This window comes from Falsigemmobacter faecalis, assembly GCF_003863335.1.
Classification (GTDB): Bacteria; Pseudomonadota; Alphaproteobacteria; order Rhodobacterales; family Rhodobacteraceae; genus Wagnerdoeblera; species Wagnerdoeblera faecalis.
The window spans coordinates 112,038-136,666 of the sequence record NZ_RRAZ01000007.1 but is presented as its reverse complement, the minus strand read 5'-3'; the positions used below and the strand labels follow the sequence as shown (position 1 = coordinate 136,666).

Annotated in this window: 20 protein-coding genes and 1 tRNA gene; 13 read left to right on the top strand and 8 right to left on the bottom strand. The window is 64.0% G+C overall.

Annotation, left to right across the window (positions count from 1 at the left end; all coding sequences use genetic code 11):
- Window positions 1-62: 62 nt before the first annotated feature.
- Both EG244_RS06635 and metG read left to right on the top strand, forming a co-directional pair.
- The gene (locus tag EG244_RS06635) at window positions 63-905 is read left to right on the top strand and encodes an AAA family ATPase (RefSeq protein ID WP_124964228.1); all 843 of its coding nucleotides are present in this window, start codon (window positions 63-65) and stop codon (window positions 903-905) included.
- Between the two features lie 237 nt (window positions 906-1,142).
- Entirely contained in the window at window positions 1,143-2,855 is a 1,713-nt protein-coding gene (metG, locus tag EG244_RS06630) for a methionine--tRNA ligase (RefSeq protein ID WP_124964227.1), read from the top strand.
- Window positions 2,856-3,059: 204 nt separating this feature from the next.
- Here the strand turns inward: metG and EG244_RS06625 are convergent, their stop codons facing one another.
- Complete coding sequence (locus EG244_RS06625; RefSeq protein ID WP_233588922.1) at window positions 3,060-3,737, bottom strand: DUF1223 domain-containing protein; 678 nt, start codon at window positions 3,735-3,737, stop codon at window positions 3,060-3,062.
- 318 nt (window positions 3,738-4,055) lie between these two features.
- On the opposite strand from EG244_RS06625, the gene acnA reads away from it, so the two are divergent.
- Complete coding sequence (gene acnA / locus EG244_RS06620) at window positions 4,056-6,809, top strand: aconitate hydratase AcnA (protein WP_124964225.1); 2,754 nt, start codon at window positions 4,056-4,058, stop codon at window positions 6,807-6,809.
- Between the two features lie 159 nt (window positions 6,810-6,968).
- Entirely contained in the window at window positions 6,969-7,409 is a 441-nt protein-coding gene (locus tag EG244_RS06615; protein WP_124964224.1) for an META domain-containing protein, read from the top strand.
- 958 nt (window positions 7,410-8,367) lie between these two features.
- Here EG244_RS06615 and EG244_RS06610 read toward each other — a convergent pair.
- Window positions 8,368-8,574 (bottom strand): hypothetical protein, encoded by a 207-nt coding sequence (locus EG244_RS06610; RefSeq protein WP_124964223.1) that lies wholly within the window; start codon window positions 8,572-8,574, stop codon window positions 8,368-8,370.
- Window positions 8,575-8,724: 150 nt separating this feature from the next.
- On the opposite strand from EG244_RS06610, the gene EG244_RS06605 reads away from it, so the two are divergent.
- A tRNA-Val gene (locus tag EG244_RS06605) sits at window positions 8,725-8,800 on the top strand.
- 160 nt (window positions 8,801-8,960) lie between these two features.
- The gene (locus tag EG244_RS06600) at window positions 8,961-10,169 is read left to right on the top strand and encodes an MFS transporter (RefSeq protein WP_199737826.1); all 1,209 of its coding nucleotides are present in this window, start codon (window positions 8,961-8,963) and stop codon (window positions 10,167-10,169) included.
- A 117-nt stretch (window positions 10,170-10,286) separates the two neighbouring features.
- On the opposite strand, the gene EG244_RS06595 is transcribed toward EG244_RS06600, so the two are convergent.
- Window positions 10,287-11,702 carry a YncE family protein gene (locus tag EG244_RS06595; RefSeq protein WP_124964222.1) on the bottom strand — a complete coding sequence of 472 codons (1,416 nt, stop codon included), beginning with the start codon at window positions 11,700-11,702 and terminating at the stop codon, window positions 10,287-10,289.
- A gap of 289 nt (window positions 11,703-11,991) precedes the next feature.
- Between EG244_RS06595 and EG244_RS06590 the strand changes: the two genes are divergently transcribed.
- Window positions 11,992-12,714: a response regulator transcription factor gene (locus EG244_RS06590; protein WP_124964221.1), complete on the top strand. Its 723-nt coding sequence runs from the start codon at window positions 11,992-11,994 to the stop codon at window positions 12,712-12,714.
- Window positions 12,711-14,087, top strand: a complete 1,377-nt coding sequence (locus tag EG244_RS06585; protein ID WP_158617255.1) for an ATP-binding protein — start codon at window positions 12,711-12,713, stop codon at window positions 14,085-14,087. Before EG244_RS06590 ends, EG244_RS06585 begins: the two co-directional genes overlap by 4 nt.
- On the opposite strand, the gene EG244_RS06580 is transcribed toward EG244_RS06585, so the two are convergent.
- From EG244_RS06580 to EG244_RS06570, 3 genes are read right to left on the bottom strand one after another with little or no spacing between them, the layout of a single operon-like run.
- The gene (locus EG244_RS06580) at window positions 14,051-14,986 is read right to left on the bottom strand and encodes a site-specific tyrosine recombinase XerD (RefSeq protein ID WP_124964219.1); all 936 of its coding nucleotides are present in this window, start codon (window positions 14,984-14,986) and stop codon (window positions 14,051-14,053) included. The two genes, EG244_RS06585 and EG244_RS06580, sit on opposite strands and share 37 nt — an antisense overlap.
- Complete coding sequence (locus tag EG244_RS06575; protein ID WP_124964218.1) at window positions 14,986-16,536, bottom strand: hypothetical protein; 1,551 nt, start codon at window positions 16,534-16,536, stop codon at window positions 14,986-14,988. Before EG244_RS06575 ends, EG244_RS06580 begins: the two co-directional genes overlap by 1 nt.
- Entirely contained in the window at window positions 16,526-16,708 is a 183-nt protein-coding gene (locus EG244_RS06570) for a hypothetical protein (RefSeq protein WP_124964217.1), read from the bottom strand. The genes EG244_RS06575 and EG244_RS06570 overlap by 11 nt, the downstream gene beginning before the upstream one ends.
- A gap of 111 nt (window positions 16,709-16,819) precedes the next feature.
- Between EG244_RS06570 and EG244_RS06565 the strand changes: the two genes are divergently transcribed.
- From EG244_RS06565 to EG244_RS06545, 5 genes are all read left to right on the top strand, one after another.
- The gene (locus EG244_RS06565) at window positions 16,820-17,389 is read left to right on the top strand and encodes a shikimate kinase (RefSeq protein ID WP_407644036.1); all 570 of its coding nucleotides are present in this window, start codon (window positions 16,820-16,822) and stop codon (window positions 17,387-17,389) included.
- A 1-nt stretch (window position 17,390) separates the two neighbouring features.
- A complete protein-coding gene (gene aroB / locus EG244_RS06560; RefSeq protein ID WP_124964215.1) occupies window positions 17,391-18,503 on the top strand; it encodes a 3-dehydroquinate synthase in 1,113 nt (370 codons plus the stop codon).
- A gap of 4 nt (window positions 18,504-18,507) precedes the next feature.
- The gene (locus EG244_RS06555; RefSeq protein ID WP_124964214.1) at window positions 18,508-19,593 is read left to right on the top strand and encodes a CaiB/BaiF CoA transferase family protein; all 1,086 of its coding nucleotides are present in this window, start codon (window positions 18,508-18,510) and stop codon (window positions 19,591-19,593) included.
- A 154-nt stretch (window positions 19,594-19,747) separates the two neighbouring features.
- The gene (locus tag EG244_RS06550; protein ID WP_124964213.1) at window positions 19,748-21,301 is read left to right on the top strand and encodes a DEAD/DEAH box helicase; all 1,554 of its coding nucleotides are present in this window, start codon (window positions 19,748-19,750) and stop codon (window positions 21,299-21,301) included.
- A gap of 450 nt (window positions 21,302-21,751) precedes the next feature.
- Window positions 21,752-22,132, top strand: a complete 381-nt coding sequence (locus tag EG244_RS06545; RefSeq protein ID WP_124964212.1) for a lysozyme inhibitor LprI family protein — start codon at window positions 21,752-21,754, stop codon at window positions 22,130-22,132.
- A 51-nt stretch (window positions 22,133-22,183) separates the two neighbouring features.
- On the opposite strand, the gene EG244_RS06540 is transcribed toward EG244_RS06545, so the two are convergent.
- A complete protein-coding gene (locus tag EG244_RS06540) occupies window positions 22,184-23,851 on the bottom strand; it encodes a ribonuclease J (RefSeq protein WP_124964211.1) in 1,668 nt (555 codons plus the stop codon).
- A complete protein-coding gene (locus tag EG244_RS06535) occupies window positions 23,848-24,627 on the bottom strand; it encodes a type III pantothenate kinase (RefSeq protein WP_124964210.1) in 780 nt (259 codons plus the stop codon). Before EG244_RS06535 ends, EG244_RS06540 begins: the two co-directional genes overlap by 4 nt.
- Window positions 24,628-24,629 lie beyond the last annotated feature (2 nt).

Here is a 24,629-nt window from a genome sequence, read left to right as displayed (position 1 = left end):
GGCCGCACCCCTCCGTGCTATTGTCGCGCCCGATTGCCAGAAGAAAGAACGGCGGAGCTTCGATGAAATTCACCTCGACCGACAGCTATATTGCCACCGGAGATCTGACCGTCGCGGTCAATGCGGCGGTCACGCTGCAGCGCCCGCTTCTGGTGAAGGGAGAGCCCGGCACCGGCAAGACCGAGCTTGCCCGCCAGGTGGCCGACAGCCTCGGGCTGAAGATGCTGGAGTGGAATATCAAATCCACCACCCGCGCCCAGCAGGGGCTTTACGAATACGACGCCGTCTCACGCCTGCGCGACAGCCAGCTGGGCGATGAACGCGTCCATGACGTGAAGAACTACATCAAAAAGGGCAAGCTCTGGCAGGCTTTTGATACCGATGAGCGCGTCGTCCTGCTGATCGATGAGATCGACAAAGCCGATATCGAATTCCCCAACGATCTGCTGCAGGAACTCGATAAGATGGAGTTCCACGTCTATGAAACCGGTGAAACCATCCGCGCGAAACAACGCCCGGTCGTTATAATCACCTCCAATAATGAAAAAGAACTGCCCGACGCCTTCCTGCGCCGCTGCTTTTTCCACTATATCCGCTTCCCCGATCAGGAAACGCTGAAACGCATCATTGAGGTCCACTTCCCCAGCATCAAAGAAGACCTCCTCAGCACCGCGCTCAGCCAGTTCTTCGAGATCCGCGAAACTCCCGGGCTGAAGAAAAAGCCCTCAACCTCAGAGGTCCTCGACTGGCTGAAACTCCTGCTCGCAGAAGATCTCACCCCCGAAGACCTCAAGCGCGAGGGCAACAGCCTCCTGCCGAAGCTGCACGGCGCGCTTTTGAAGAATGAACAGGATGTTCATCTGTTTGAACGCCTCGCGTTCATGAGCCGGCGCGGCGCGCGCTGAAGCCTCAAGGAGGCCGCGCCACGGGCGCGGCGGCCTCCGGCGGGAGTATTTGGAAAAACCCAAAGATCAGATAGCTCTTCCTGCTTTGGCTTTTATAAAAATACTCCGGGGGAGGCCGCGCCCTGCGCGGTCGGGGGCAGCGCCCCCTGCCCCCCTGGCCCATGCGGAAAATCGCTGTTTCACAGGCGGGCCTGATGGTCTAAACCCCGTCCAACTCATCTTTTGGAACAGGACGCGATGGCACGGCATCTCATCACCTCTGCCATTCCCTATATCAACGGGATCAAGCATCTGGGCAACCTCGTGGGCAGCCAGCTGCCGGCGGATCTTTATGCCCGCTATCTGCGCGGACGCGGTCATGAGGTACTGTTCCTCTGCGCGACAGACGAACATGGCACACCGGCAGAGCTGGCCGCCGCCAAGGCCGGAAAGCCGGTCGATGACTTCTGCCGCGATATGTATGAGGTTCAGGCAGAGATCGCCGATGGCTTCCGGCTGTCGTTTGACCATTTTGGCCGCTCCTCCAGCCTGCAGAACCGGCATCTGACGCAGCATTTTGCCTCGCAGCTCGCGAAAAACGGCATGATCTCGGAAGTCACTGAGAGCCAGATGTATTCGGTCACCGACGGCCGCTTCCTGCCGGACCGCTATGTTGAGGGCACCTGCCCGAACTGTGGCTACGATAATGCCCGCGGCGATCAGTGCGACAACTGCACCAAGCAGCTTGATCCGGCCGATCTGATCAATCCGCGCTCGGTGATCTCGGGCTCGACCGAACTGGAGATGCGCGAGACCCGCCATCTGCATCTGCGCCAGTCGCAGATGAAAGAAAAGCTGGCCGAGTGGATCGAGAGCAAGAAAGACTGGCCGATCCTGACCACCTCGATTGCGAAGAAATGGCTCAATGATGGCGACGGTCTGACCGACCGCGGCATCACCCGCGATCTGGCCTGGGGCGTGCCGGTGCAATATGAGGCTGCGCCCTGGTCTGGCATGGAAGGCAAGGTCTTCTATGTCTGGTTTGACGCGCCGATCGAATATATTGCCTGCTCGCAGGAATGGGTCGATGCCGGCAAAGGCAGCGATTGGGAGCGCTGGTGGCGCACCGACAAGGGCGCAGAGGATGTGACCTATACCCAGTTCATGGGCAAGGATAACGTCCCCTTCCACACGCTGTCCTTCCCCTCGACGATCTTCGGCTCGGGCGAGCCCTGGAAGCTGGTCGATTACATCAAGAGCTTCAACTATCTGAACTATGATGGTGGTCAGTTCTCGACTTCGCGCGGGCGCGGGGTGTTCCAGGATCAGGCGCTGAGCCTGCTTCCGCCCGATTACTGGCGCTGGTGGCTGCTGAGCCATGCGCCGGAAAGCTCGGATGCCGAATTCACCTGGGAGAATTTCCAGGTTTCGGTGAACAAAGATCTGGCCGATGTTCTGGGCAATCTCGTCAGCCGCGTCACCAAGTTCTGCCGCGCGAAGTTCGGCGAAGTGGTGCCGGAGGGCGGCGAATTCGGGCCCCAGGAAGAAAAGCTGATTGCTGAGCTGGAAACCCGCATCCGCGCCTATGAGGGCTATATGGATGCGCGCGAAGTGCGCAAATCGGCGGCAGAACTGCGGGCGATCTGGGTGGCGGGCAATGAATATCTGCAATCCTCTGCGCCCTGGACGGTCTTTAAGACCGATCCGGTGCAGGCGGCGGCGCAGACCCGTCTGGCGCTGAACCTGATCCGGCTTTACGCCGTGCTCTCGCGTCCCTTTATTCCGGATGCGGCGGCCTCGATGCTGGCCTCGGTTCACAGCGAGGACTGGTCCTGGCCGGAGGATCTGCGCGCCGCCCTTGGGGCGCTGCCGGCAGGTCACACCTTCACCACGCCGGAAGTTCTGTTCCGCAAGATCTCGGATGAGGAGCGGGTTGACTGGCAGGCCCGTTTCGCCGGGACCCGCGACTGACCCAAAAGGCGCCCTGCGGGGCGCCTTTTTCATATCTCTTTTGATCCCCTGCCGATCTGCAGCGGGCCTGCCCCGGCTGTGCAGGCTAAAACAGGTCAGGCAGGGTCGCAGCACGCGTCGCCAGAGAAAATTGCCCTGAAAAGGGCCGCCATGCGGGGACGGCGTGACGGTTTGAACCGGATCGGGGCGGCCTGGCGCGGAGGGTCAGTCCAGCCGCTGAACGGCCAGAACCGCGCCGGGGCCCGGTTGCTGCACGATCACCACGAGGGGTTCATCCCCCTCAATTGGCAGGCGCAGCGAGATCGGGGCCTGGCCCTGCCAGTCGGCCAGCCGCGTCCAGGAGGTCACCACATTGCGGTAAGTGATGGTCTGCCCTGCGTTTTCGCCGCGCTCAATCTCGACCTCACTGCCGGGAAGATAGCGCACCAGATGCAGCACGGCGGGGTGCGACAGCGGCGGATCGGCGGAGACTTCGATCTCAAGATCCCCCTCTTCGCGCTTCAGATGCAGGCCGACGGGCACAGGACGGGTGGCAAGTTCGGCGATCTGCGCACGAATCTCGGCCTCGCGCGCGCCCTGCAGACGCTCAGATCCGTTGAGAATCACCTGGGGAGTGTAGATCATCTTCGCCCCTGCCGCGAGCGCGTAGCGCTTTTGCCGCGTGGTATGAGCCGGATCGGCGAAGGCATCCTCCCAGCCGAGATAGTCCCAGTAATCCACATGGAGCGCCAGCGCGATGACGCCCGGCTCATCGGCCAGACGCGCAAAGACCTCATCCGCGGGGGGGCAGGAGATACAGCCCTGTGAGGTGAAGAGTTCCACCAGAACCGGGCTCTGCGCCCCCTCTCCGGCAAGGGCACCACTCAGGCTGAGAAGGGACATCGCGAGCCCTGCGCCGGCCGCGCGCAATGGCCGGCAGAATTGCTGAAATCCCTGATCTGTCATCACGTCCCCCGGGGTGCCCTCCCTGACCGTGCTTAACCTGACCGGAGGGTGGCTGCCAATCAAGCATTTGCGATCCGGATTTGAGGAATTCTCCCGCAGATCCCGGCGCTTGACCCAGAGGCAATCATGAGCGATTCAGGGGCGCAGGATAGGGCTGGATTTTCGGCATACAATTGCATACAACCAGCGCGACTCCCGCCCGCGGACCCCGCGGGCCAGGATCCCAGCAGGACCGCAAGCCAGGAGGCCTCCGCCATGACCGTTCAGGTCGGACACGACAGCCAGAATACCCGTAAGACCCTCACGGTCGGCGGGAAATCTTACAACTATTATTCGATCCCGGCTGCCGAGGCCGCAGGCCTGGGCGAGTTCTCGAAGCTCCCCGCCTCGCTGAAGGTCGTGCTCGAAAACATGCTGCGCTTCGAAGATGGCAAGACCGTTTCGGTCAATGACATCAAAGCCTTCTCCGACTGGGGCAAGCTTGGTGGCAAAAACCCGATCGAGATCGCTTATCGTCCGGCCCGCGTGCTGATGCAGGATTTCACCGGCGTTCCGGCGGTGGTGGACCTCGCAGCCATGCGCGACGGCATCCTGGGCCTCAAAGGCTCGGCTGCGAAGATCAACCCGCTGGTTCCGGTGGATCTGGTCATCGACCACTCGGTCATGATCGACGAATTCGGCAACCCGCGCGCCTTCCAGATGAACGTTGATCTGGAATATGAGCGCAATATGGAGCGTTACCAGTTCCTGAAATGGGGCCAGGGCGCGTTCAACAACTTCCGCGTTGTTCCCCCGGGCACCGGCATCTGCCACCAGGTGAACCTGGAGTATCTGGCCCAGACCGTCTGGACCGATACCGATCAGGACGGCAATCTGGTTGCCTACCCTGACACCCTTGTGGGCACCGACAGCCACACCACCATGGTCAACGGCCTTGCGGTTCTGGGCTGGGGCGTGGGCGGCATTGAGGCGGAAGCCGCGATGCTCGGCCAGCCGGTTTCGATGCTGATCCCGGAAGTCGTCGGCTTCAAGCTGACCGGCAAAATGGTTGAAGGCACCACCGCGACCGATCTGGTGCTGAAAGTTGTGCAGATGCTGCGCAAACACGGCGTGGTCAATAAATTCGTCGAATTCTACGGCGAAGGCCTTGATCACCTGCCGCTGGCGGACCGTGCGACCATCGCCAATATGGCGCCGGAATATGGCGCGACCTGCGGCTTCTTCCCGATCGACGATGAGACCCTGCGTTACCTGCGCAACACCGGCCGCGACGAAGACCGGATTGCTCTGGTCGAAGCCTATGCCAAAGAGAACGGCTTCTGGCGCGGTGCGGATTACAGCCCGATCTATACCTCGACGCTGGCGCTCGACATGGGTGAGATCGTTCCGGCCATCTCGGGTCCGAAACGTCCGCAGGATTACCTGCCGCTGACCGACTCGGCGGACACCTTCTACAAACTCGTCTCGTCCTATCGCGGCATCGACACCTCGGTGGATGCCAAAGAGATGTCCGATGAGGGTGGCCCGGTTGTCGCTCCGCCGAAAGACCCGCGCAAAACCGTGCAGGTTGAAGGCAAAGACTATGCGATCACCGACGGCTCGGTGGTGATTGCGGCGATCACCTCCTGCACCAATACCTCGAACCCCTATGTGATGATCGGCGCAGGCCTGGTGGCCCGCAAAGCCCGTGCGCTTGGCCTGACCCGTAAGCCTTGGGTGAAAACCTCGCTGGCACCGGGATCGCAGGTTGTGGGGGCTTATCTTGAGGCCGCAAACCTTCAGGAAGACCTCGACGCGCTCGGGTTCAACCTCGTGGGCTATGGCTGCACCACCTGCATCGGCAACTCGGGCCCGCTGGGCGATGCGGCGATCTCGAAAGCGATCAACGACAATGACCTCGTGGCTGCGGCTGTGCTTTCGGGCAACCGTAACTTCGAAGGCCGGATCTCGCCGGATGTGCGCGCGAACTTCCTCGCTTCGCCGCCGCTGGTCGTGGCCTATGCCATTGCAGGCGATATGAATATCGACCTGACCAAAGACCCGATCGCTCAGGACAAAGACGGCAATGACGTCTTCCTGAAAGACATCTGGCCGACCAACAAAGAGATCTCGGATCTGGTCCATGCGACCGTGACCCGCGAAGCCTTCCAGTCGAAATACGCCGATGTTTTCAAAGGCGATGAGAAATGGCAGGGCGTGGAAGTTGTCGAGGCTGAGACCTACGACTGGCCGCCGCAGTCGACCTATATCCAGAACCCGCCCTACTTCCAGGGCATGGGCCCGCAGGCCGGTGTCATCTCTGACATCACCGACGCCCGCGTTCTGGCCGTGCTCGGTGACATGATCACCACCGACCACATCTCGCCCGCAGGTTCGTTCAAAGCGACCACCCCGGCCGGGAAATACCTGACCGAGCGTCAGGTTGCGCTGAAAGACTTCAACTCCTACGGCTCGCGCCGCGGCAACCATGAAGTCATGATGCGCGGCACCTTCGCCAATATCCGCATCAAAAACGAGATGCTGGACGGTGTTGAGGGCGGCTACTCCAAGGGCCTGAACGGCGAGCAGACCTCAATCTATGATGCGGCCATGGAATATATGGACGCGGGCGTGCCGACCGTGATCTTCGGCGGCATCGAATATGGTGCAGGCTCGTCGCGCGACTGGGCGGCCAAGGGCACTGCGCTGCTGGGCGTCAAAGCCGTGGTGGCCGAGAGCTTTGAGCGGATCCACCGCTCGAACCTGGTGGGCATGGGCGTGATCCCCTTTGAGTTCACCAATGGCGAGACCCGCAAATCGCTGGGTCTGACCGGCGATGAGGTGATCTCGATCGGTGGCCTGGCCGGTGATCTGAAGCCGCTGTCGAACGTGCCGATGACCATCACCTATAAAGATGGCACCGTGAAAACCACCCAGATCAAATGCCGGATCGATACCGCCATTGAGATCGAATACGTCCAGAACGGCGGCGTGCTGCACTATGTGCTGCGCAACCTCGCAAAGTCGTAAGTCTTTCACAGACCTAAGAAAGGGGCGCTTCGGCGCCCCTTTTTTCATGCGCTGAATGCGCGGACCGCGTCCCCGGCCACACGAGCTGTCACAAAATTCCGATTTGACTCTGCCCCCTCGCGGATTAGCCTGAGCCGGATCGTTCAGAATGGTGACAGAATGCCAAGATCTCTCCTGCCCGCCGCGCTCCTGCTGGCTTTCGCCCTGCCCGCCTTCGCGCAGACCGCTCCGCCTGCGGCGCCCCCTTCGCCGGGGCCTGCGGCCCCCGCGCTCAAGCTCAGCGGGGCTGAGTGGAAGGTGACGCGCCTTGCCGCCCTGAGCGCGATTGAGGGGGAGGCCCCCAGCCTCAGCTTTGGCAAAGATGCCCGCGTCTCGGGCGCTTCCGGCTGCAACCGCTATATGGGCGGCTATACCCAGGACGGACAAAGCCTGACCTTCACCGAGCTTGCCGGGACCATGATGGCCTGCCCGCCCGCCCGGATGGAGCTTGAGCAGCGTATGCTGGGCGCGCTTGGAGAGGTGACGGGCTTTCTGATCACCCCCGGCGGCGCGCTGGAGCTTTATGGCGCAGCGGGCCTGCTGCTGCGGGCTGAGCGCTGAAGCCGCTGTAAGGCCTGCAATTTTCGCCGCGCCCTCTTGACCTTGCGCCGCATTTCCTGACATTGGGCGGGCGTGCGGACGTGGCGAAACTGGTATACGCAGCAGACTTAAACGTGATTTGAGTGCCCCTCGGGAAACCGGGGGTGCAGAACCGCTCAAAGTCGGGGAAAGCTACGGGGGAGACCCCTTGCCAATCCCGAGCCAAGCCTTTGGCAACAAAGGAAGGTGTAGAGACTGGACGGGCGGCACCTGACACCCTGCTACAGGGAATGGTGAAGGGACAGTCCAGCCCACGAACGCCCCTCACCGGGCGGCGGCGAAAGCCGAAGTGGGATGAAAATCTGCCACCCGAAAGGGTTTACGGGTTCGAGACCCGTCGTCCGCACCATTTGCCCCCCTCCCCCCGTGAGCCCCCCTCCGGGGCGGGTTGGACCGCCCTCCGGAAACCGCGTTTCGCCCTGGCCTTCGGCAGAAATATGTCCGGGATCCGCCGAGGCTGGGTGAAAACGTCAATTTCCGCAATCGGCAGAGAATACCTCCTTCCGGAGCTGCCTCACGGACTCACGCCAGAACGAAATCTCAGCGCCGCAGCAATGAGAGAACATCTCTCCCCGGCCACACCAGATCCGACCGGGTTCCCCCCCTCCGCCGGGCGTGCAGGGCCGACGCGGACTGATTTTCCGATCCTCAGAGGCTACGTTCTCCCCGACGTGACGGTTTCAGCCCCCCCGCTACAGCGCCAGCCGCCTGTCCCGGCGATCCAGGTCCCGCCAAAGCCATCGGCGGTGACCTTCACCACCTCAACGCCCAGAGGTCTTTGGTGTGCGGGCGGGTGCAAAGCTTCGCCCCCTGACCTCCGGCAGATCACCCATCGGCGCCAGCCCGATTTCGGTAAGATGTGTCCCGAAGCCCCGGTCTTCTGCGCCACCATCCCCCAGGTCAGGCCGGCGATCCTGTCTTACACTGCAGTCCCGTCCCAGGCGCGGATGCCCCTCGCCGCCTCCGGCACCAGACAGGGCCGCGGCCCGAAGGCGTGATCGCGCAGCCAGTCCGCAAAGAAAATCCGCACCCCCAGGGCGAAGGCATTCGGCAGATTGCTGTCAGAGGGCGCGAGACAGGCACCGGTATCAGCGCGTTCAAACGGGCGAAGCCGGATCCTCTGCATTTTATCAGGCTGGCCTCACCGATGCCCCGGAGCTGACGCCCCATCAGAGCCGCCCTTGCATATTTTTTCTAACCGATTGCGACAAAATGCAATTTTTCGCAAATCCGCTCTTGCAGCGCCCCGCGCCACAGGCTATTCACTCCCCATGGCGGGCGGTTAGCTCAGTTGGTAGAGCGCTTCGTTTACACCGAAGATGTCGGGGGTTCGAGTCCCTCACCGCCCACCACTATAAGATTTTATCTGCGAAACCGCACCGGTAACCGGCGCGGTTTTTGTGGTTTTCGGGGCCTGCTCCTCCCTGTGCCCGCCCCGGTAACGGTGTCATAAAGGTGTGACCCGGCGCGCATAAGCGCAGGGCTGCCTGAACTTTCCGGAGCCCTGAGTCTATGCCCTCCCCCCTCTCCGCCTCTGAAGCCACCCAGGCGGCGCTGCCGCGTGTCGGCATCGTCATCCTGGCGCTTGCCATGGGTGGCTTTTCCATTGGCACCATTGAATTTGCGGCCATGTCGCTGGTGCCCTATTTCGCCGCCGATCTGGGCGTGGATGCGGCCACGGCGGCCAATGCCATCTCGGCCTATGCGGTGGGTGTGGTCTGCGGCGCGCCGGTGCTGGCCGTTCTGGGGGCCAGGCGCTCCCGCCGGACACTTCTGATCGGCTTTATGGGGCTTTATGCGCTGGCCAATCTGGCCGCGGCCTTTGCGCCCGACTGGCAGAGCCTGCTGATCTTCCGCTTTCTCTCCGGTCTGCCGCATGGCGCTTATTTCGGGGTGGCGGCGCTGGTCGCGGCCTCGCTCGTGCCGCCGAACCGGCGGACCTGGGCGGTCTCGATGGTGATGATGGGGCTGACGGTGGCGACGCTTGTGGGGGTTCCCGCCGCGAGCCTGCTGGCCCAGGGACCTGGCTGGCGGTGGGGCTTTGGGATTGCCGCCCTTCTGGCGCTGCTCTGTGTGGCGCTGGTCACGCTTTACGCTCCGAAAGATCAGCCCGATGCCGGGGCAAGCCCCGCGACCGAGCTGGCAGCCCTCGGCAACCGTCAGGTGCTTTTGACGCTTCTGACCGCAGCCGTCGGCTTTGGCGGGCTCTTTGCCGTCTATACCTATATCGCAAGCACCCTGCAGGAGGTGACACTTGCCCCCGCCTGGGCTGAGCCGATGATGTTCACCATCACCGGGCTTGGCATGGTGGTGGGGACCCTGGTCATTTCACGCGTGGCAGACCGCAACCCGCTGCGCTCGGTGGGGGTGATGATGCTTTTGTCGATGGCCATGCTGCTGGCCTATCCCATGAGCACGGGAAGCTTGCCGATGATGGCAGTGACGCTTTTTGGGGCGGGCTTTGCGGGGGCCGTGGGGCCCGCTATGCAGACCCATCTGATGGATGTGGCGGGCAAGGCGCAGACCATGGCCGCCGCCATGCATCACGCGGCTTTCAACGCCGCCAATGCGCTCGGGCCTTTCCTTGCGGCCATGGCGGTCTCGCGCGGTTATGGCTTTGCCTCCTCGGGCTATGTCGGTGCGGGACTGGCCTTTACGGGCTTTCTGATCCTGTGTTTCACCGCCTGGGATGACCAGCGCAGCCGCCTGAAGGCCGCCTGATCTTTTCATCCGTTGCATGAAGAAAAGCCCGGAAGGTTTTCACCTTCCGGGCTTTTCTTTGCCGCCCCTCAAAGCCGGGCCCAGGGAACGAAACCCGGCCCCGGGGGCCGCGCAGGCTTATTTTGCCGGGCGGATGCGCCAGATCATATTGCCGCGGTCATCATCCTGGCCGAGCGATTTATTCACCGCCCAGACGGTGCCCTGACCATCAGCGCGCAGCTGGTTCGGGCGCGATCCGGCATCCAGATTGGCGGTCACTTCGCCTTTGGTATTGACCACCGTGATCGTGCCCGAGCCACGGTTGGCGACAAAGGCCTGACGGCTGACCGGCTCAAAGGTGACGTTCAGCGGCTGCGCACCGACCGGGACATCATGCAGAATGCGGCCGTCCTCAGCGCTGACGATCAGCAGGTTGTCGCTTTGCTGCGAGGCCACGAAGATCAGCTTTTCCTGCGGATCATAGGCGACGCCCGATGCCGCCAGAGCCCCCGGCAGCGGCAGCACTTTGACCGAGCCGCTGTTGAGGTCAATCACCGCGGCTTCATTGCTCGACATCGAGACATTCACGAGGATCCCCGATGCCTCATCCAGATCCAGCGCCATCGAGGACCATTCCCCGCCACGGCGGCTGGTGGTGATCTCAATCGGGTCCAGCTTTTCGAGGGTTTTGGTGTCAAAAACCTCGATGCGGCTGGTCCGGGTGGCCGCCACATAGGCGCGCCCCCGGGTTTCATCCACGACCACATCGCGGCCATGGCTGACGCTGCCCGGCTCAAACTGCTTCACCAGGGCCATCTCTTTGGCATCATAAACGGCGATGCTGTCCTGGCGGGTGTTGCTGACCCAGAGGCGGTCATGTTCGGTATCGATATCAATACCGTAGACCGCGAAGAGACCCGGATCCGCGGCCGCCCCCTCCGGGCCCGGACGCCCCGAGGCCGGGGCTTCGGGCGGCGAGACCTTGCCGGTGACCTTCAGGCTCTCGGCATCGAGACGGGTGATCTCAGACAGTTTCACCGGCGGGCGACCCACCGCGGAGGTGACATAGACCGCGCCGGTCTTCTCATTATGGATGACCTGATAAAGGCCATTGGCGACCGGGCCGGAGGTGATATCAAATTTCTCTGCCCCCGCCAGATCGAGCTTTGGCGAGATTTTCACCGTCACGATCTGCGCGGCGGCCGGTTTTTCCGCCAGCATGACCACCGGCTGCTGACCCGTCGCCGCCTCAGCATCCAGCGTCATCTCAAAGCTAAAGCGCCCCTCGGCATCGACCAGGATCGGGCCTTCTGCGGTCAGAACCGTGGTGCCGCGCATCAGGGTGATCTCCTGACCCGGCACCAGACGCTCACCGCTGATGAGCACTTTGCTGCCCGCATAGACCGGCGCGCCCGGCTGGGCGGCGGCGGCGCGGACCACAGGCGCAAAGTCTTTCGCGACCGGGGTATAAAGGCTTTCGGCCGAAAGCGGGGCTGCGAGGCTCATCAGCACCAGGGCCGAGGCCCCCGCGCGCAGGCTGCTCAGAAAGGTCATGGATCACCTCATTGTCAAAAGCATCCCTCCCCTCCGGGGCGGTATGCAACCGTCGATGCGCAGCAGGTGCTGCGGTGGCGCAGGACACCTCCCCGGGGGCAGATCTCGCTTTGCCGTTCTGGCCCGGATCAGGGGCCGGGATTGCGCCCGGTTTACATACCTGACAAATTCACCAGGAGAGCAAAATTGTGACAACCTGTCACGTCCCCGCATCCGCTGGTTATTTTCCGACAGATATCATAAGAATACTCTCTGACCTGAGATGCCTCCTTCGCTGCAAGACTGTGATATGACCGAAGTTTCCCCCCAGATCCTCGTCGTCGAAGATGCCCGCGACATCCGTGGCCCGCTCTGCCTTTACTTGCGGCGCGAGGGCTTTCGCACCCTGGAGGCGGGCTCTGCCGAGGCCGCGCGCGGCCTTCTCACCGAGGCGCAGGTTCATGCGGTGATCCTCGACATTACGCTGCCCGGCGACAGCGGACTTGTGCTCTGCGCGGAACTTGCGCGGGCGGGGGGGCCTCCGGTCATCCTGCTGACCGCCCTGGCCAGTGATGAAGACAGCATCATCGGGCTGAATGCGGGGGCCGATGATTATGTGGTTAAGCCCTTTAACCCGGCGGCGCTTGTGGCCCGGCTGCGCTCGCTGCTGCGGCGCGTGCCGCCCGGGGCGCAGGTGGCCCCCTCGCGGCGGCGGCGCTTTGCCGACCGCCTGCACGACCCTGACCGCCAGGAAGTGACCCTGCCCGACGGCAGCCTGCAGCATCTGACCAGCGGCGAGAGCCGTCTGCTGGGCATGTTCCTTGATCACCCCGATGAAGTCCTCAGCCGCCAGCGGCTGATCGACCGGGTGCGCGGGCGCGATCTCGGGGCTTTTGACCGCACCATCGACACCATGGTCAGCCGCCTGCGCCGCAAGATCGCCGATGGCGCGGCGGCAGAGGGTCCGCGCATCATCGCCACCGAATGGGGCGGCGGCTACCGCCTTTGCGCGCCGGTGGAAGCGGTCGAATGACCGCGCTGCAAAGGCTTGCGCAGCATCTGCGCCCGCGCGGGCTGGCGGCGCAGTTTGCCCTGCTACTCATGGGGGCAATTGCGGCAGCGCAGCTTCTGGCGCTGCTGCTTTTTGCCGGAGAGGGGTCGGATTTCGACCGTCAGGCCCGGATGCATCAGGATCTCGGGCGTCTGATCGCGCTTTTGCATGCGGTTGAGCAGGCGGATGAAGATGTGGTCACTGAGATCATTGAGCAAAGCAACACCGGCTACACCCGCTTTTTCCTGGCCGAAGAGCCGCTCGATACCGCAGGGGCCACGCCGCTTTTGAACCTTGCCGCCGATCTGCGCCGCGCAACGCCGGGCAATACGGTGCTGGTCCACAGCCCCGGCGTGGCGGATCTGCGCCCCGATCAGCCGGTGCTGATGATGATTTCCATCGGGATCAACGCGGGGCCTTTTCGCGGCGAATGGCTCAACAGCCTGGTCTATCCGCTGCCGCATTCGCTGGCCTGGCCGCGCAAATGGGGCTTTGTGATCCCGCTTTTGATGTCGGCGGCAGGCTGTCTGGCGGTGGCGCTTTATTTCACCCGCCAGCTCACCCGCCCCCTCGCCCGCGCGGCAGAGACCGCGCGCCTCGCCGGAGCGGGCGATCACAGCCAGCGCCTGACCGTCAGCGGCCCGGCAGAGCTGCAGGATTTCGCCCGCGCTTTCAACGCCATGCAGGCCCAGATCGCCGGATTTGAGGCGACGCGCCGCACCATTCTGGCCGCTGTGGGCCATGACATCCGCACCCCCGTCACCTCGCTGCGGCTGCGCGCCGAATTCATCGAAGACCCTGAGCTGCGCGAGGGGATGATCCGCAGTCTCGAAGAGATTTCCGTGATCACCGAGGATCTTCTGGGCAGCGTGCGGCGCATCTCCGACCAGGAGGGGCTGCGCGACACCGATCTGACGGCGCTGCTGCAGGATCTGTGCGAGGAAACCGGCGTGCGTTTCCTGGGCGGCCCGCCCCTGATCCTGCCGCTGCGCGAAGTGGCGATGCGGCGGGCTTTGCGCAATCTGATGGTCAATGCCATGCGCTATGCCCGGGACGCTGAGGCGGTGATGCAGCTCGGCAGCGACATCACCCTTGAGCTGCGCGATCGCGGGCCGGGCCTCTCCGCAGAAAAGCTCGCCCTGCTGAACCGCCCCTTTGAGGCCGCATCCGGCGGGCGGCAGTTTGCCGGTGGCGGCACCGGGCTGGGGCTTGCGATCTGCGAAAGCGTGCTGCGCGCCCATGGCGGCACGCTCACGCTGAAAAATCGCGAGGGCGGGGGGCTGAGCGCCGTGGTGCGCCTGCCCCTGCCCGCCCCGGCTCAGGCGTCTTCTGAGGGGGCTTCGGCCAGCGGGTGACGGGTCAGCACCAGCTCGCGCAGGCGGTCTTCGAGGACATGGGTATAGATCTCGGTGGTGCCCAGATCGGCATGGCCAAGCAGCGTCTGAATGGCCCGCAGATCGGCGCCGCGCGCCAGCAGATGGGTGGCAAAGGCATGGCGCAGGGTATGGGGCGTGACCCTTGTCGGATCCATCCCGGCCGCGACCGCCAGCTCTTTCACCAGCGCATAGAACCGCAGCCGCGTCAGATGCCCCTCGGCTGAGCGCGAGGGGAAGAGATAGCGGCTCTTCTGCCCCGAGCCCGCCTCTGCCGCATCGCGCAGCACCAGCCAGTCCGCCACCGCCGCCCGCGCCGGCCGCGACAGCGGCACCATCCGCTCGCGCCCGCCCTTGCCGCGCACCAGGATCATCGCCGGATGGCCGCGCACCGCCGCCACCGGCAGCGAAACAAGCTCCGTCACCCGCAGCCCCGTGGCGTAAAGAAGTTCCATCAGACAAAGATTGCGGACCCGGTCCGCACCCTCACGCCCCTGGGTCTGGGTGGCGGCGATCAGCCGGGCAACCTCCTCCTCCGAGAGGGTTTTCGGCAGCTTTTTGGCGCGCCCCGGCCCTTTGAGCCGCAAAGCCGGATCGGTCTTCACCCAGCCCTCATCAAAGGCAAAGCGGTAGAGCTGGCGCACGGCGGAGAGCCTGCGCGCGCGGGTGGCCTGCGACAGCCCTTCGGCTTCGCAGCGGATCAGCCAGGCCTCAACATCTGCCTGGGTGGCGGTGTTGAAATGCAGCGCCCTGCCCGCAAGATAACCTGCGAAATCCATCAGATCGCGGCCATAGGCCAGGCGGGTGTTCTTTGCCGCCCCCGCCGTGGCGGTCTGGGCCTCAAGAAAGCTTGAGATCCAGCGTTCCATCGGGCTGTCCATCAGCCTCTCCGTTCCAGGATCAACAGTTGCAGCGCCGCTTTGCGCGCCGCGGTCTCAAAGCCAAGGCGGCGCAGCGTTACCAGCCCCTCGGTCACGGTGCGCAATTCGCCCAAAGCGCCGACGGTGACCTGATCAATCGCCAGGAACGCCGCCTCGCCCAGACGTCCGTCGCGCAACAGCCCCTGCGCCGCGCCGGAAGGCAGCGGCGGCTCTCCCGCGCCGGGAAAAGCGCGGGCGATGGCGCGGGCCAGATTGTCGGGCGGCGGCGGCGAGGTCGCACGGCCCTGGGCCAGCCCGGCGAGAAAAGCGGCTTCTTCCGAAGGCGGCACTTCTTCGGGCAGGATGGTGGCAAATTCGGTGCTCAAAAGCCGCAGCCGGAAGGCCAGCTCACGCGGCTCTCCCCCGGGCCAGGACATCTCGCGAATGCGGGAGGCGTAATGCTCGGCAAAGGGCACCTCCAGCTCCATCGAGGCCATCTCGGTCCAGGCGGTCTTCAGCGCGGCGGCGGCCTTCTCCGGATCCGCCGCAGAGAGCGCTTTTTCAAACCTTTGCACGGCCTGAACCCGGCTCCAGACCCCGCCGGAGGCGGCGGCGCGGCGCTCGGTGTAAAGGCGGAAAAGCTGCGCAGGCGCGATGCCTCCGGTGCGGGCCAGACGCTCTGCCGCTTCGATCTGTGCCTTCCAGCCGGTGGCCGGGGTCAGATCACCATGGGCAAAGGCCAGCGGCTGACCGGCAGGCGACAGCGCCTCGCCGATCGCCTCATAGAGGCGCAGGTTCAGCGGGGTGACACGGGCGGGCGGAGGAAGCGGGTCTTCCTCCTCATAGGCCTCGGGGCGGATGAAGCGCTGCAGCACCTGGACCTCTTCATCGGCCACATGACCAAGCGCCTGAGCGGTCGCGAGGGTGAGTTCTGCCGCCCCCCAGTCGCCGCCGCGCGCAAGACAAAAGATCCGCGCCGAGAGCGTGGGCGAAATCCGCGGGCTGGCCCGCTGCGCCGCACAGGCGCGGTCTTCGGTGCCCAGCAGCAGCGCAATATCAAAGGCCCGGCGAAAGAGATCCGGCGTTGGCGGGCCGGCCGCCGTCACCAGCTCCTGCGCCGCCTCGAGTGCGCCAAAACTCAGCAGCCGGTCGATCCGCGCCAGCAAAAAGCCCCCCTGCCCGTCGCCGTTCATCGGCGGATCAAGCTCAGCCAGCATCAGCATCTGGATCAGATCGCGCAGCGCCGGCAGCGGCTCAGGCCCTTCATCGCGCAGCTTTGCCTTCAGCACCTGCGCATCCGAGCGCGCCCAGAACTGCGGATCAATGCCGGTGACTTTCGCTGTCAGCGCGCCAATCCCGTCAGGATTGCGGGCGGACAGCGGGGTTGTGACAATGGCCTCAGGCGCACCAAGCGGGCGCAGCGGGGCCTCCGGCACCACACGCGGGGCGGGCCGGGCCACCGTATCGGAAAGCCAGTCGATCGCCGAAAGCGGCCGGCCCTGGGCCAGCGCCGCCCCCGGCCCCAGCAAGGCAGCCGTCAGCAGGAGAGCGCGCAGCCCCTCAGTTACCATCCGTTCCCGCCTGAGTGGAGGGCGCGGCCTGAGGCTGTTGGTCAGCGGGGGCCAGATCCAGCGGTTGCGAGACCTGTGCGGGTTCCGGCGTCATATCGCCGAAATAGGCAAAACCGGTGAGACCTGCGAAGCCCAGAACGATCAGCACCAGGAGAACCTTAATCAGACGCATTTCACTTCCTTGCCTGCATTTGCCCGTAGAATTGGCAGCCCGCCCGGAGGTGCGCTGCCTGTCGAATATATATGGTCTTTTTGTGAAGATCACGCCATTCAGGACCGAAAGATCAAACACAAGGGGAAAGCCCCGATGAAATGGCGTCTGCGCAAAACGGTCGTGCTGGTGGGCATGATGGGTGCGGGAAAAACGGCCGTCGGCACCCAACTCGCCCGCATGCTGCAGGTGCCGTTCCGCGATTCGGATGACGAGATCGTGAAGGCAGCCAATATGTCGATTGCCGAGATTTTCACCCGCGACGGCGAAGCTTTCTTCCGTCAGAAAGAATCACAGGTCATCGCGCGGCTGCTGGCCGATGCGCCTTCGATCCTCTCAACCGGCGGCGGTGCCTATATGGCACAAAGCAACCGTGATGAGATCAAGGCAGGCGGCGTGGCGGTCTGGCTGCGCGCCGATGTGGATCTGTTGTGGAACCGCGTGCGCCACCGCAACAACCGCCCCCTGCTGCGCACCGCCAATCCCTATGAGACGCTGCGCACGCTTTATGCTGAGCGCGAGCCGGTTTATGCCCGGGCTGAGCTGATCGTCGACAGCGAGCATGGCTTGTCGATTGACGCAACGGCCCAGCGGGTGGTTGAGGCTTTGTCCACCCGCGCCGATGTGCTGGAAAGGATCTGAGATGAGCGTAACGGTTCCGGTCAACCTGGGTGATCGCAGCTATGAGGTGCGCATTGGCGAAGGGCTTCTTGCCCGCGCCGGAGCGGAGCTCTCGCCCTTTCTGCGCCGCAAAAAGGTGGCGATCCTGACCGAAGAACGGGTGGCGGCTTTGCATCTGCCCGCGCTTCAGGCGGCCCTGGATGCGGAAGGCATCGCCCATAACACCCTCGCGCTGACACCGGGTGAGGGCACGAAGTCCTGGGCCGGCCTTGAGCAGGCCTGCGATTTCCTGCTCGACGAAAAGATTGAGCGCCGTGATCTGGTCATCGCCTTTGGCGGCGGCGTGATCGGCGATCTGGCGGGCTTTGCCTCGGCCATCCTGCGCCGCGGCGTGCGCTTTGCGCAGATCCCGACCTCGCTTCTGGCCCAGGTCGACAGCTCGGTCGGCGGTAAGACCGGGATCAACACCCGTCACGGCAAGAACCTGATCGGGGCTTTTCATCAGCCGACCGTGGTGCTGGCCGATACCGGCCTTCTCGGCACCCTGCCGCCGCGCGATCTGCTGGCGGGCTATGGCGAAGTGGTGAAATACGGCCTGCTCGGCGATGCCGCCTTCTTTGAGCGCCTTGAGCGCGAGGGGCCCTCGCTGGCCAAGGGCGACGGCGCGGCGCGGCTTTACGCGGTGCAGCGCTCGGTTGAGATGAAGGCCGGGATCGTTGAGCGCGATGAAACCGAACAGGGCGAGCGCGCGCTTTTGAACCTGGGCCATACCTTCTGCCACGCCCTCGAAGCCGCCACCGGCTATGGCAACCGGCTGCTGCACGGCGAAGGCGTGGCCATCGGCTGCGCGCTGGCCTTTGAGCTGTCGGCGCGCCTTAGCCTTTGCAGCCAGGAAAGCCCGGGCCGGGTGCGTGCGCATCTTAAGGCCATGGGCATGAAGACCGATCTGTCGGATATTGAGGGCGATCTGCCGGGGGCAGAGGCGCTTCTTGATCTGATGGGTCAGGACAAAAAGGTCGTCGATGGTAAGCTGCGCTTTATTCTGGCGCGCGCCATAGGCGAGGCATTCGTTGCCGATGACGTCCCGCGCGAGGCGGTGCTGTCGGTTCTGAGGGACGCACTTACGGGGAGGTAAACGCGTGCTGGGGGGAGTGAAGATTGTGGAACTTGAGGGGCTGGGACCTGGCCCCTTTTGCGGCATGCTGCTGGCGGACTTGGGCGCTGAGGTGACGGTGATCCACCGCCCCCAGGCCGCCGATACGCCGGGCGCGGTGGATGAAAATCTGCTCGACCGCGGCAAACGCTCGATCGTGCTGGATCTTAAAGATCCGGATGACCGCGCGGTGGCGCTGCAGCTGATCGCCCGCGCCGATGCGCTGATTGAGGGTTATCGCCCCGGCGTGGCCGAGCGTCTGGGCCTTGGGCCTGAGGACTGCCACCGGGTGAACCCGCGCCTCGTCTATGGCCGCATGACCGGCTGGGGCCAGCAGGGGCCGCTGGCAAAGGTTGCGGGGCATGATCTGAATTATATCTCGCGCTCCGGCGCGCTCTGGTATGCCTCCGCCACTGGCAATGCGCCGCTGACGCCACCGACGCTGGTGGGCGATGTGGGCGGCGGGGCGATGTATCTGGCGGTCGGGATCCTGTCGGGCGTGCTGAATGCGCGCAGCACCGGCAAGGGCACCGTGGTCGATGCCGCCATCGTCGATGGCTCGGCCCATATGATGGCGCTGTTGCATTCCATGCGCCCCTCAGGCGCCATGGTGACGGCGCGCGGGCAATCGGTGCTCGACGGCCCGCACTGGAACCAAAGCTATCTCTGCGCCGACGGCGGCTGGGTCACGGTTCAGGCGCTGGAGCCGAAGTTCTATGCGCTCTTCCTTGAAAAGCTTGGGCTTTCTGACGATGAAGCCATGGTAAAGGGCCATTACGACCGCGCCGCCTGGGCCCCGCTGAAAGAGCGGCTGAAGCCCATATTCGCCGCACAGCCGCGGGCGCATTGGGACGCGCTCTTTGGCGGCAGTGACGCCTGCGTGGCCCCGGTGCTCTCGCCCGAAGAGGCGCAGAGCGATCCGCATATCGCCGCGCGTGGCATCTGGCAGGGCGAAAATCTCGCCCCCGCCCCCGCGCCGCGCTTTGACGGAGAGACCCGCAAACCCGGGCCAATTCCGGCGCGCGGGGCAGATTCGTCACAGATCCGGGCCGAACTTGCGGCAAAAATGTAGGCGGAGCCCGCTTTTCTTGACCAGGCAGGGATTTTAGGCTAATCCCCGCAATGGGTGCACGGAACCGCCGTGCGCCCCTTTTTCGATGCTGGGGCGCCCTGACCGAACGCGTCCCGTTCCATTTGCGGTCCGATGCCGCATCCTAAGGACGCCTATGACCCTTTTTTCTGACCTGAAACTCGATCCCAAAGTTCTCCAGGCTGTTGCAGAAGCGGGCTATCAGACGCCCACCCCGATCCAGGAGCAGGCGATCCCCTACGCCCTGGAAGGTCGGGATGTTCTGGGTATTGCGCAGACGGGCACCGGCAAAACCGCCAGCTTCACGCTGCCGATGATCACCCGTCTGGCCAATGGCCGGGCGCGGGCGCGGATGCCGCGTTCGCTGGTGCTGGCGCCGACGCGCGAACTGGCAGCTCAGGTGGCGGAAAACTTCGACACCTATACCAAGCACCTCAAGCTCACGAAGGCCCTGCTGATCGGCGGCGTCTCCTTCAAAGAGCAGGATCTGCTGATCGACCGTGGCGTGGACGTGCTGATCGCGACCCCCGGCCGTCTGCTTGACCATTTTGAGCGTGGCAAACTGCTGCTGACCGGCGTGCAGATCATGGTGGTGGATGAGGCCGACCGGATGCTCGACATGGGCTTCATTCCGGATATCGAGCGCATCTTCCAGCTGACGCCCTTTACCCGTCAGACGCTGTTCTTCTCGGCCACCATGGCGCCGGAAATTGAGCGCATTACCAATACCTTCCTGTCGAACCCGGCCCGCGTTGAAGTCGCACGTCAGGCGACGACCTCGGAAAACATCGAGCAAAAGCTGATGCATTTCACGCCCTCGCGCCGTGAACGTGCCTTTGGCGAAAAGCGCGCGCTGCTGCGTCACCTGATCAACAGCGAAGGCGATGCCTGCAGCAATGCCATCGTGTTCTGCAACCGCAAGATGGATGTGGATGTTGTCGCCAAGTCGCTGAAAGCGCATGGCTTTAACGCAGCACCGATCCATGGCGATCTGGAGCAGTCGCAGCGTATGAAAACGCTCGAGTCGTTCCGCGAAGGTGAGTTGCGCCTGCTGGTCGCCTCGGATGTGGCGGCCCGTGGTCTCGATATCCCGGCCGTGAGCCATGTGTTCAACTTCGATCTGCCGAGCCATGCGGAAGACTATGTCCACCGCATCGGCCGCACCGGCCGGGCCGGCCGTCACGGCAAGGCCTTCTCGATCTCGATCCCGGCGGATGAGAAATATCTGGCCGCCATTGAGGCGCTGATCAAACAGCCGATCCCGCGCGGTGACGTGCCGGAGAACCTGTTTGACGACAGCCCGGATCGCGGCGATCACCGCCAGCCCCGCTCGCGTGAGCGCAGCCGTGATCGTGGTGAAAAGCGGGAGCCGCGCCGCGAAGAGCGCCGTGCCGAGCGTGTCGAAGAGGTCGTGGCACCGGTCGAAGAGATCCGCCGCGAGGAGCCTGCCCGCCGCGAAGAGCGCGCTGAGCGCCCGAGCCGCCAGGAGGACCGCCGCGAAGAGCGTCGTGAAGAGCGTCGCGAGCCGCGCCGTGACGACCGCCGTGACCGCCGCGACAATGGCCCCTCGGTTCTGGGCCTCGGCGATCACGTGCCGGAGTTCCTGACCCGCAGCTTCGCCACCGTCCTCAAAGCGACCGAAGCCGCCATCCAGGCCAATGCCGATGCCGATGAGGCCGAGAGCGTCTGAGGCGGCTTCCTGCCCTGAGGAACAAAGATCAGGCCCGCCCCGGTGATCCGGCGCGGGCTTTTTCTATGGGCAAAGGTCACGTCCGGGACCTGCTCTCCCGGCGCCTGCTTATGCTCTGCGCGACAGATCTGCTTTCGGAGGCCACGTCGTCAAAGCGCAGCAGGGCCTGCCCCCTTTCGCCACGGCTTTGCGCTGACCGCCCTCTTCCTGAAAACTGAACCCCGCCTGCCTCTCCGGCCTCTGAAGTTCTTCCATGACGCTTCCGCGCAAGCTGCCATGGAAGAACGGGTATCAGGAGGCTGAGAGCCCCATTTGCCAAAGCGGCGCGAGCCCCGGCCCCGGCGCGGGGCCATCAGAAAAGCGCCCTGCCCCCGCAACCGGCGCTGGCTTTTTCTTTACGGACCCCGGCCACTCACGCCATAGTTGCGCGACCTTCACCGGAGTGCTGCGATGCGATGCCTTCTTTCTGCCCTGCTGATCGCGCTGGCCCTGCCCGCTGCGGCACGGGATTTGCGCGATATCTGTGAGCGCGAGGATCGCGGCCAGATCCTGGACTGCCTGATGGCGCAGCATCAAAGCCTCGACCGGGAGATGGCGCGGAACTACAGCCGGCTGATCGCGGGGCTGACGGGATTTGAGCCGGAGGATGTGCCGCGCCTGCGGGCGGCGCAGCGGGCCTGGATCGCCTTTCGGGACGCCGATTGTGAGGTGGCGCAGTTCCGTGATCGCGGCGGGCGCGAGGAAAAGATCTATCTCGCCGAATGCCTGATCCTGCGCACGGGCACCCGCAATGGAGAGCTGCGCCACTGGGTGAACAGCCTGCCGCGCTGATAGGAAAAAACGCGCCGTCTCCGGCGCGTTTTTCTTTTGCTTTCAGGCAGATCAGGCGAGGCGCGACACCACGACCGTCACCTCGGGCTTTTTGCCGATCTCTTCCATCGAGATCTGGCGGACCACGCGGCGGATGCCCTCATCGAGCTTGTCGTCGTCGCGCAGGATCTTGCCACCTGCACGCTCAAGGAACTGCGCCAGCTCTTCTTCCAGCGATTCCGAAAGCGGACGGCCCGATTTGCCGACCTCCGGCACGCCCTCAAGTTCCGCCCAGGGCTCACCCAGCGGGCTGTCCTGTTCGTCCATGATCAGCGTGATGATGACATGACCGTTCAGCGCCATGCGGATCCGGTCCCGCACCACACCGTCCATCGCGCCGATCAGCACCGAGCCGTCGAGATAAACCCGGCCGGTTTCGATATATTCGACCACCTCATGGCGGTCTCCGGTCAGATCGACCATCATGCCGTTGGTGATGATGGCTGCCTTGCGGCCCCCGGCCTGCACAACTTTGGTGTGCTCGCGCAGGTGGCGGTGCTCGCCGTGCATCGGGATGACCAGGGCCGGATTGGCCAGGCGGTGCATCTCCTGCAGGTCGGGGCGGTTGGCGTGGCCCGAGACGTGATAGAGACCGTTCACATCGTCGATGACATCCACGCCCATCTCGGAGAAGGCGTTCATGATACGCAGCACGCCGCGCTCATTGCCCGGAATGATCCGCGACGAGAAGAGGAAGGTATCGCCCTCTTTCATCGTCATGCCGAGGTATTTGCCACGCGAGAGCTGCGCCGAAGCGGCACGGCGTTCCCCTTGGGTGCCGGTGACGATCAGCATGACCTTATGGCGCGGCAGTTCCAGCGCTTCTTCCGGCTGGATCACCGGGGGGAAGCTGTCGAGAACACCGGTCTCGAGACCCACGGTGACCATTTTGCGCATCGCGCGACCCATGAGGACCACTTCGCGCCCCGCCGCCTTCGCAGCCTCTGCCAGCGCCTTCACGCGGGTGATATTGGAGGCAAAGGTCGTGGCGGCGATCATGCCACCGGAATTTGCCACCAGCTCGGTGAGCGGGCCGGGCAGCGTGCTTTCCGAGCGGCCCGGATGCAGCGAGAAGACGTTGGTGGAATCGCACAGCAGCGCTTTGACGCCTTCGCGGCCGATTGCACCGAAGGTCTCGGGATCCCAGGCCTCACCCACGCCAGGCGCCGGGTCGATCTTGAAGTCACCCGAATGCAGGATGCGGCCTGCGGGCGTCTCGATCAGCAGGGCCGAGCTTTCCGGGATGGAATGCGGGATCGGCACATATTGCACTTTGAAGGGACCGGCCTCGACCCATTCGGGGCGCGGCTCAACGATGGTGACGTTGTTCGGATCCTGGCCCTGATCTTCCATCTTCAGCTTGGCCAGCGCGCCGGTGAACTTGCGCGCATAGACCGGCGCGCGCAGCCGCGGCCAGAGATGGCCAAGCGCGCCCACGTGGTCTTCGTGGCCGTGGGTGATGAAGATCGCCTCGATCCGGTCTGCCCGCTCGGCCAGCCAGGAGACGTCGGGCATGATCAGATCGACGCCGGGCGTGGTCTCCATATCCGCGAAGGTGACACCCAGATCAATGACGATCAGGCGCTCGCGGCCTTTCGGGCCATAGCCATAGACGTAGCAGTTCATGCCGACTTCCCCGGAACCGCCAAGGGGAAGATAGATCAGGCGGTTGGCACTCATGCGGACTCCAGTCTGCGGTTGTGGTCAAAGATCAGCACCAGCCCGTGCATCGTCAGATCGTCTTCGACCGCGTCAAATACTTCGGTTCCCTGTTCAAACAGGGGCGCCAGGCCCCCGGTGGCAACCACTTTCATCGGGCGGTCACGCTCGGCGCGGATCTGGCGCACGATGCCTTCCACAAGCCCGATATATCCCCAATACACCCCGGACTGGATACAGGCCACCGTATTTGTGCCGATCACCTTTTCGGGAAGGGTAATATCGACATGCGGCAGGGCCGCTGCGGCCATATGCAGCGCCTCAAGCGAGAGATTGACCCCCGGTGCGATGACCCCCCCGATATAGGCTCCGTCGCTGTCGACCACGTCAAAGGTGGTCGCGGTGCCGAAGTCCACCACGATCAGATCGCCGCCGTGACGATCAAAAGCGCCATGCGTATTGACCAGGCGGTCGGGCCCCACAGAGGCGGGCTGATCGACGCGCGGCGCATGCGGCAGCGCGCAGTCGGGCTTGCCGACCACATAGGGGCGGCAGTCGTAATAGCGGTTGCACAGCACCCGCAGGTTAAAGACCACCCGCGGCACGGTCGAGGAGATGATCGCCTCTGAGATCGTCACCTCCAGCCGGTGCAGCTGCACCAGGCTGGAGAGCCAGACGTAATATTCATCCGCCGTGCGCTTGTGGTCGGTGGCAATCCGCCAGGTACACAGGAAGTTCTCGCCGTCCCAGATTGAGAAAACGGTATTGGTGTTGCCACAGTCGATGGCAAGAAGCATGG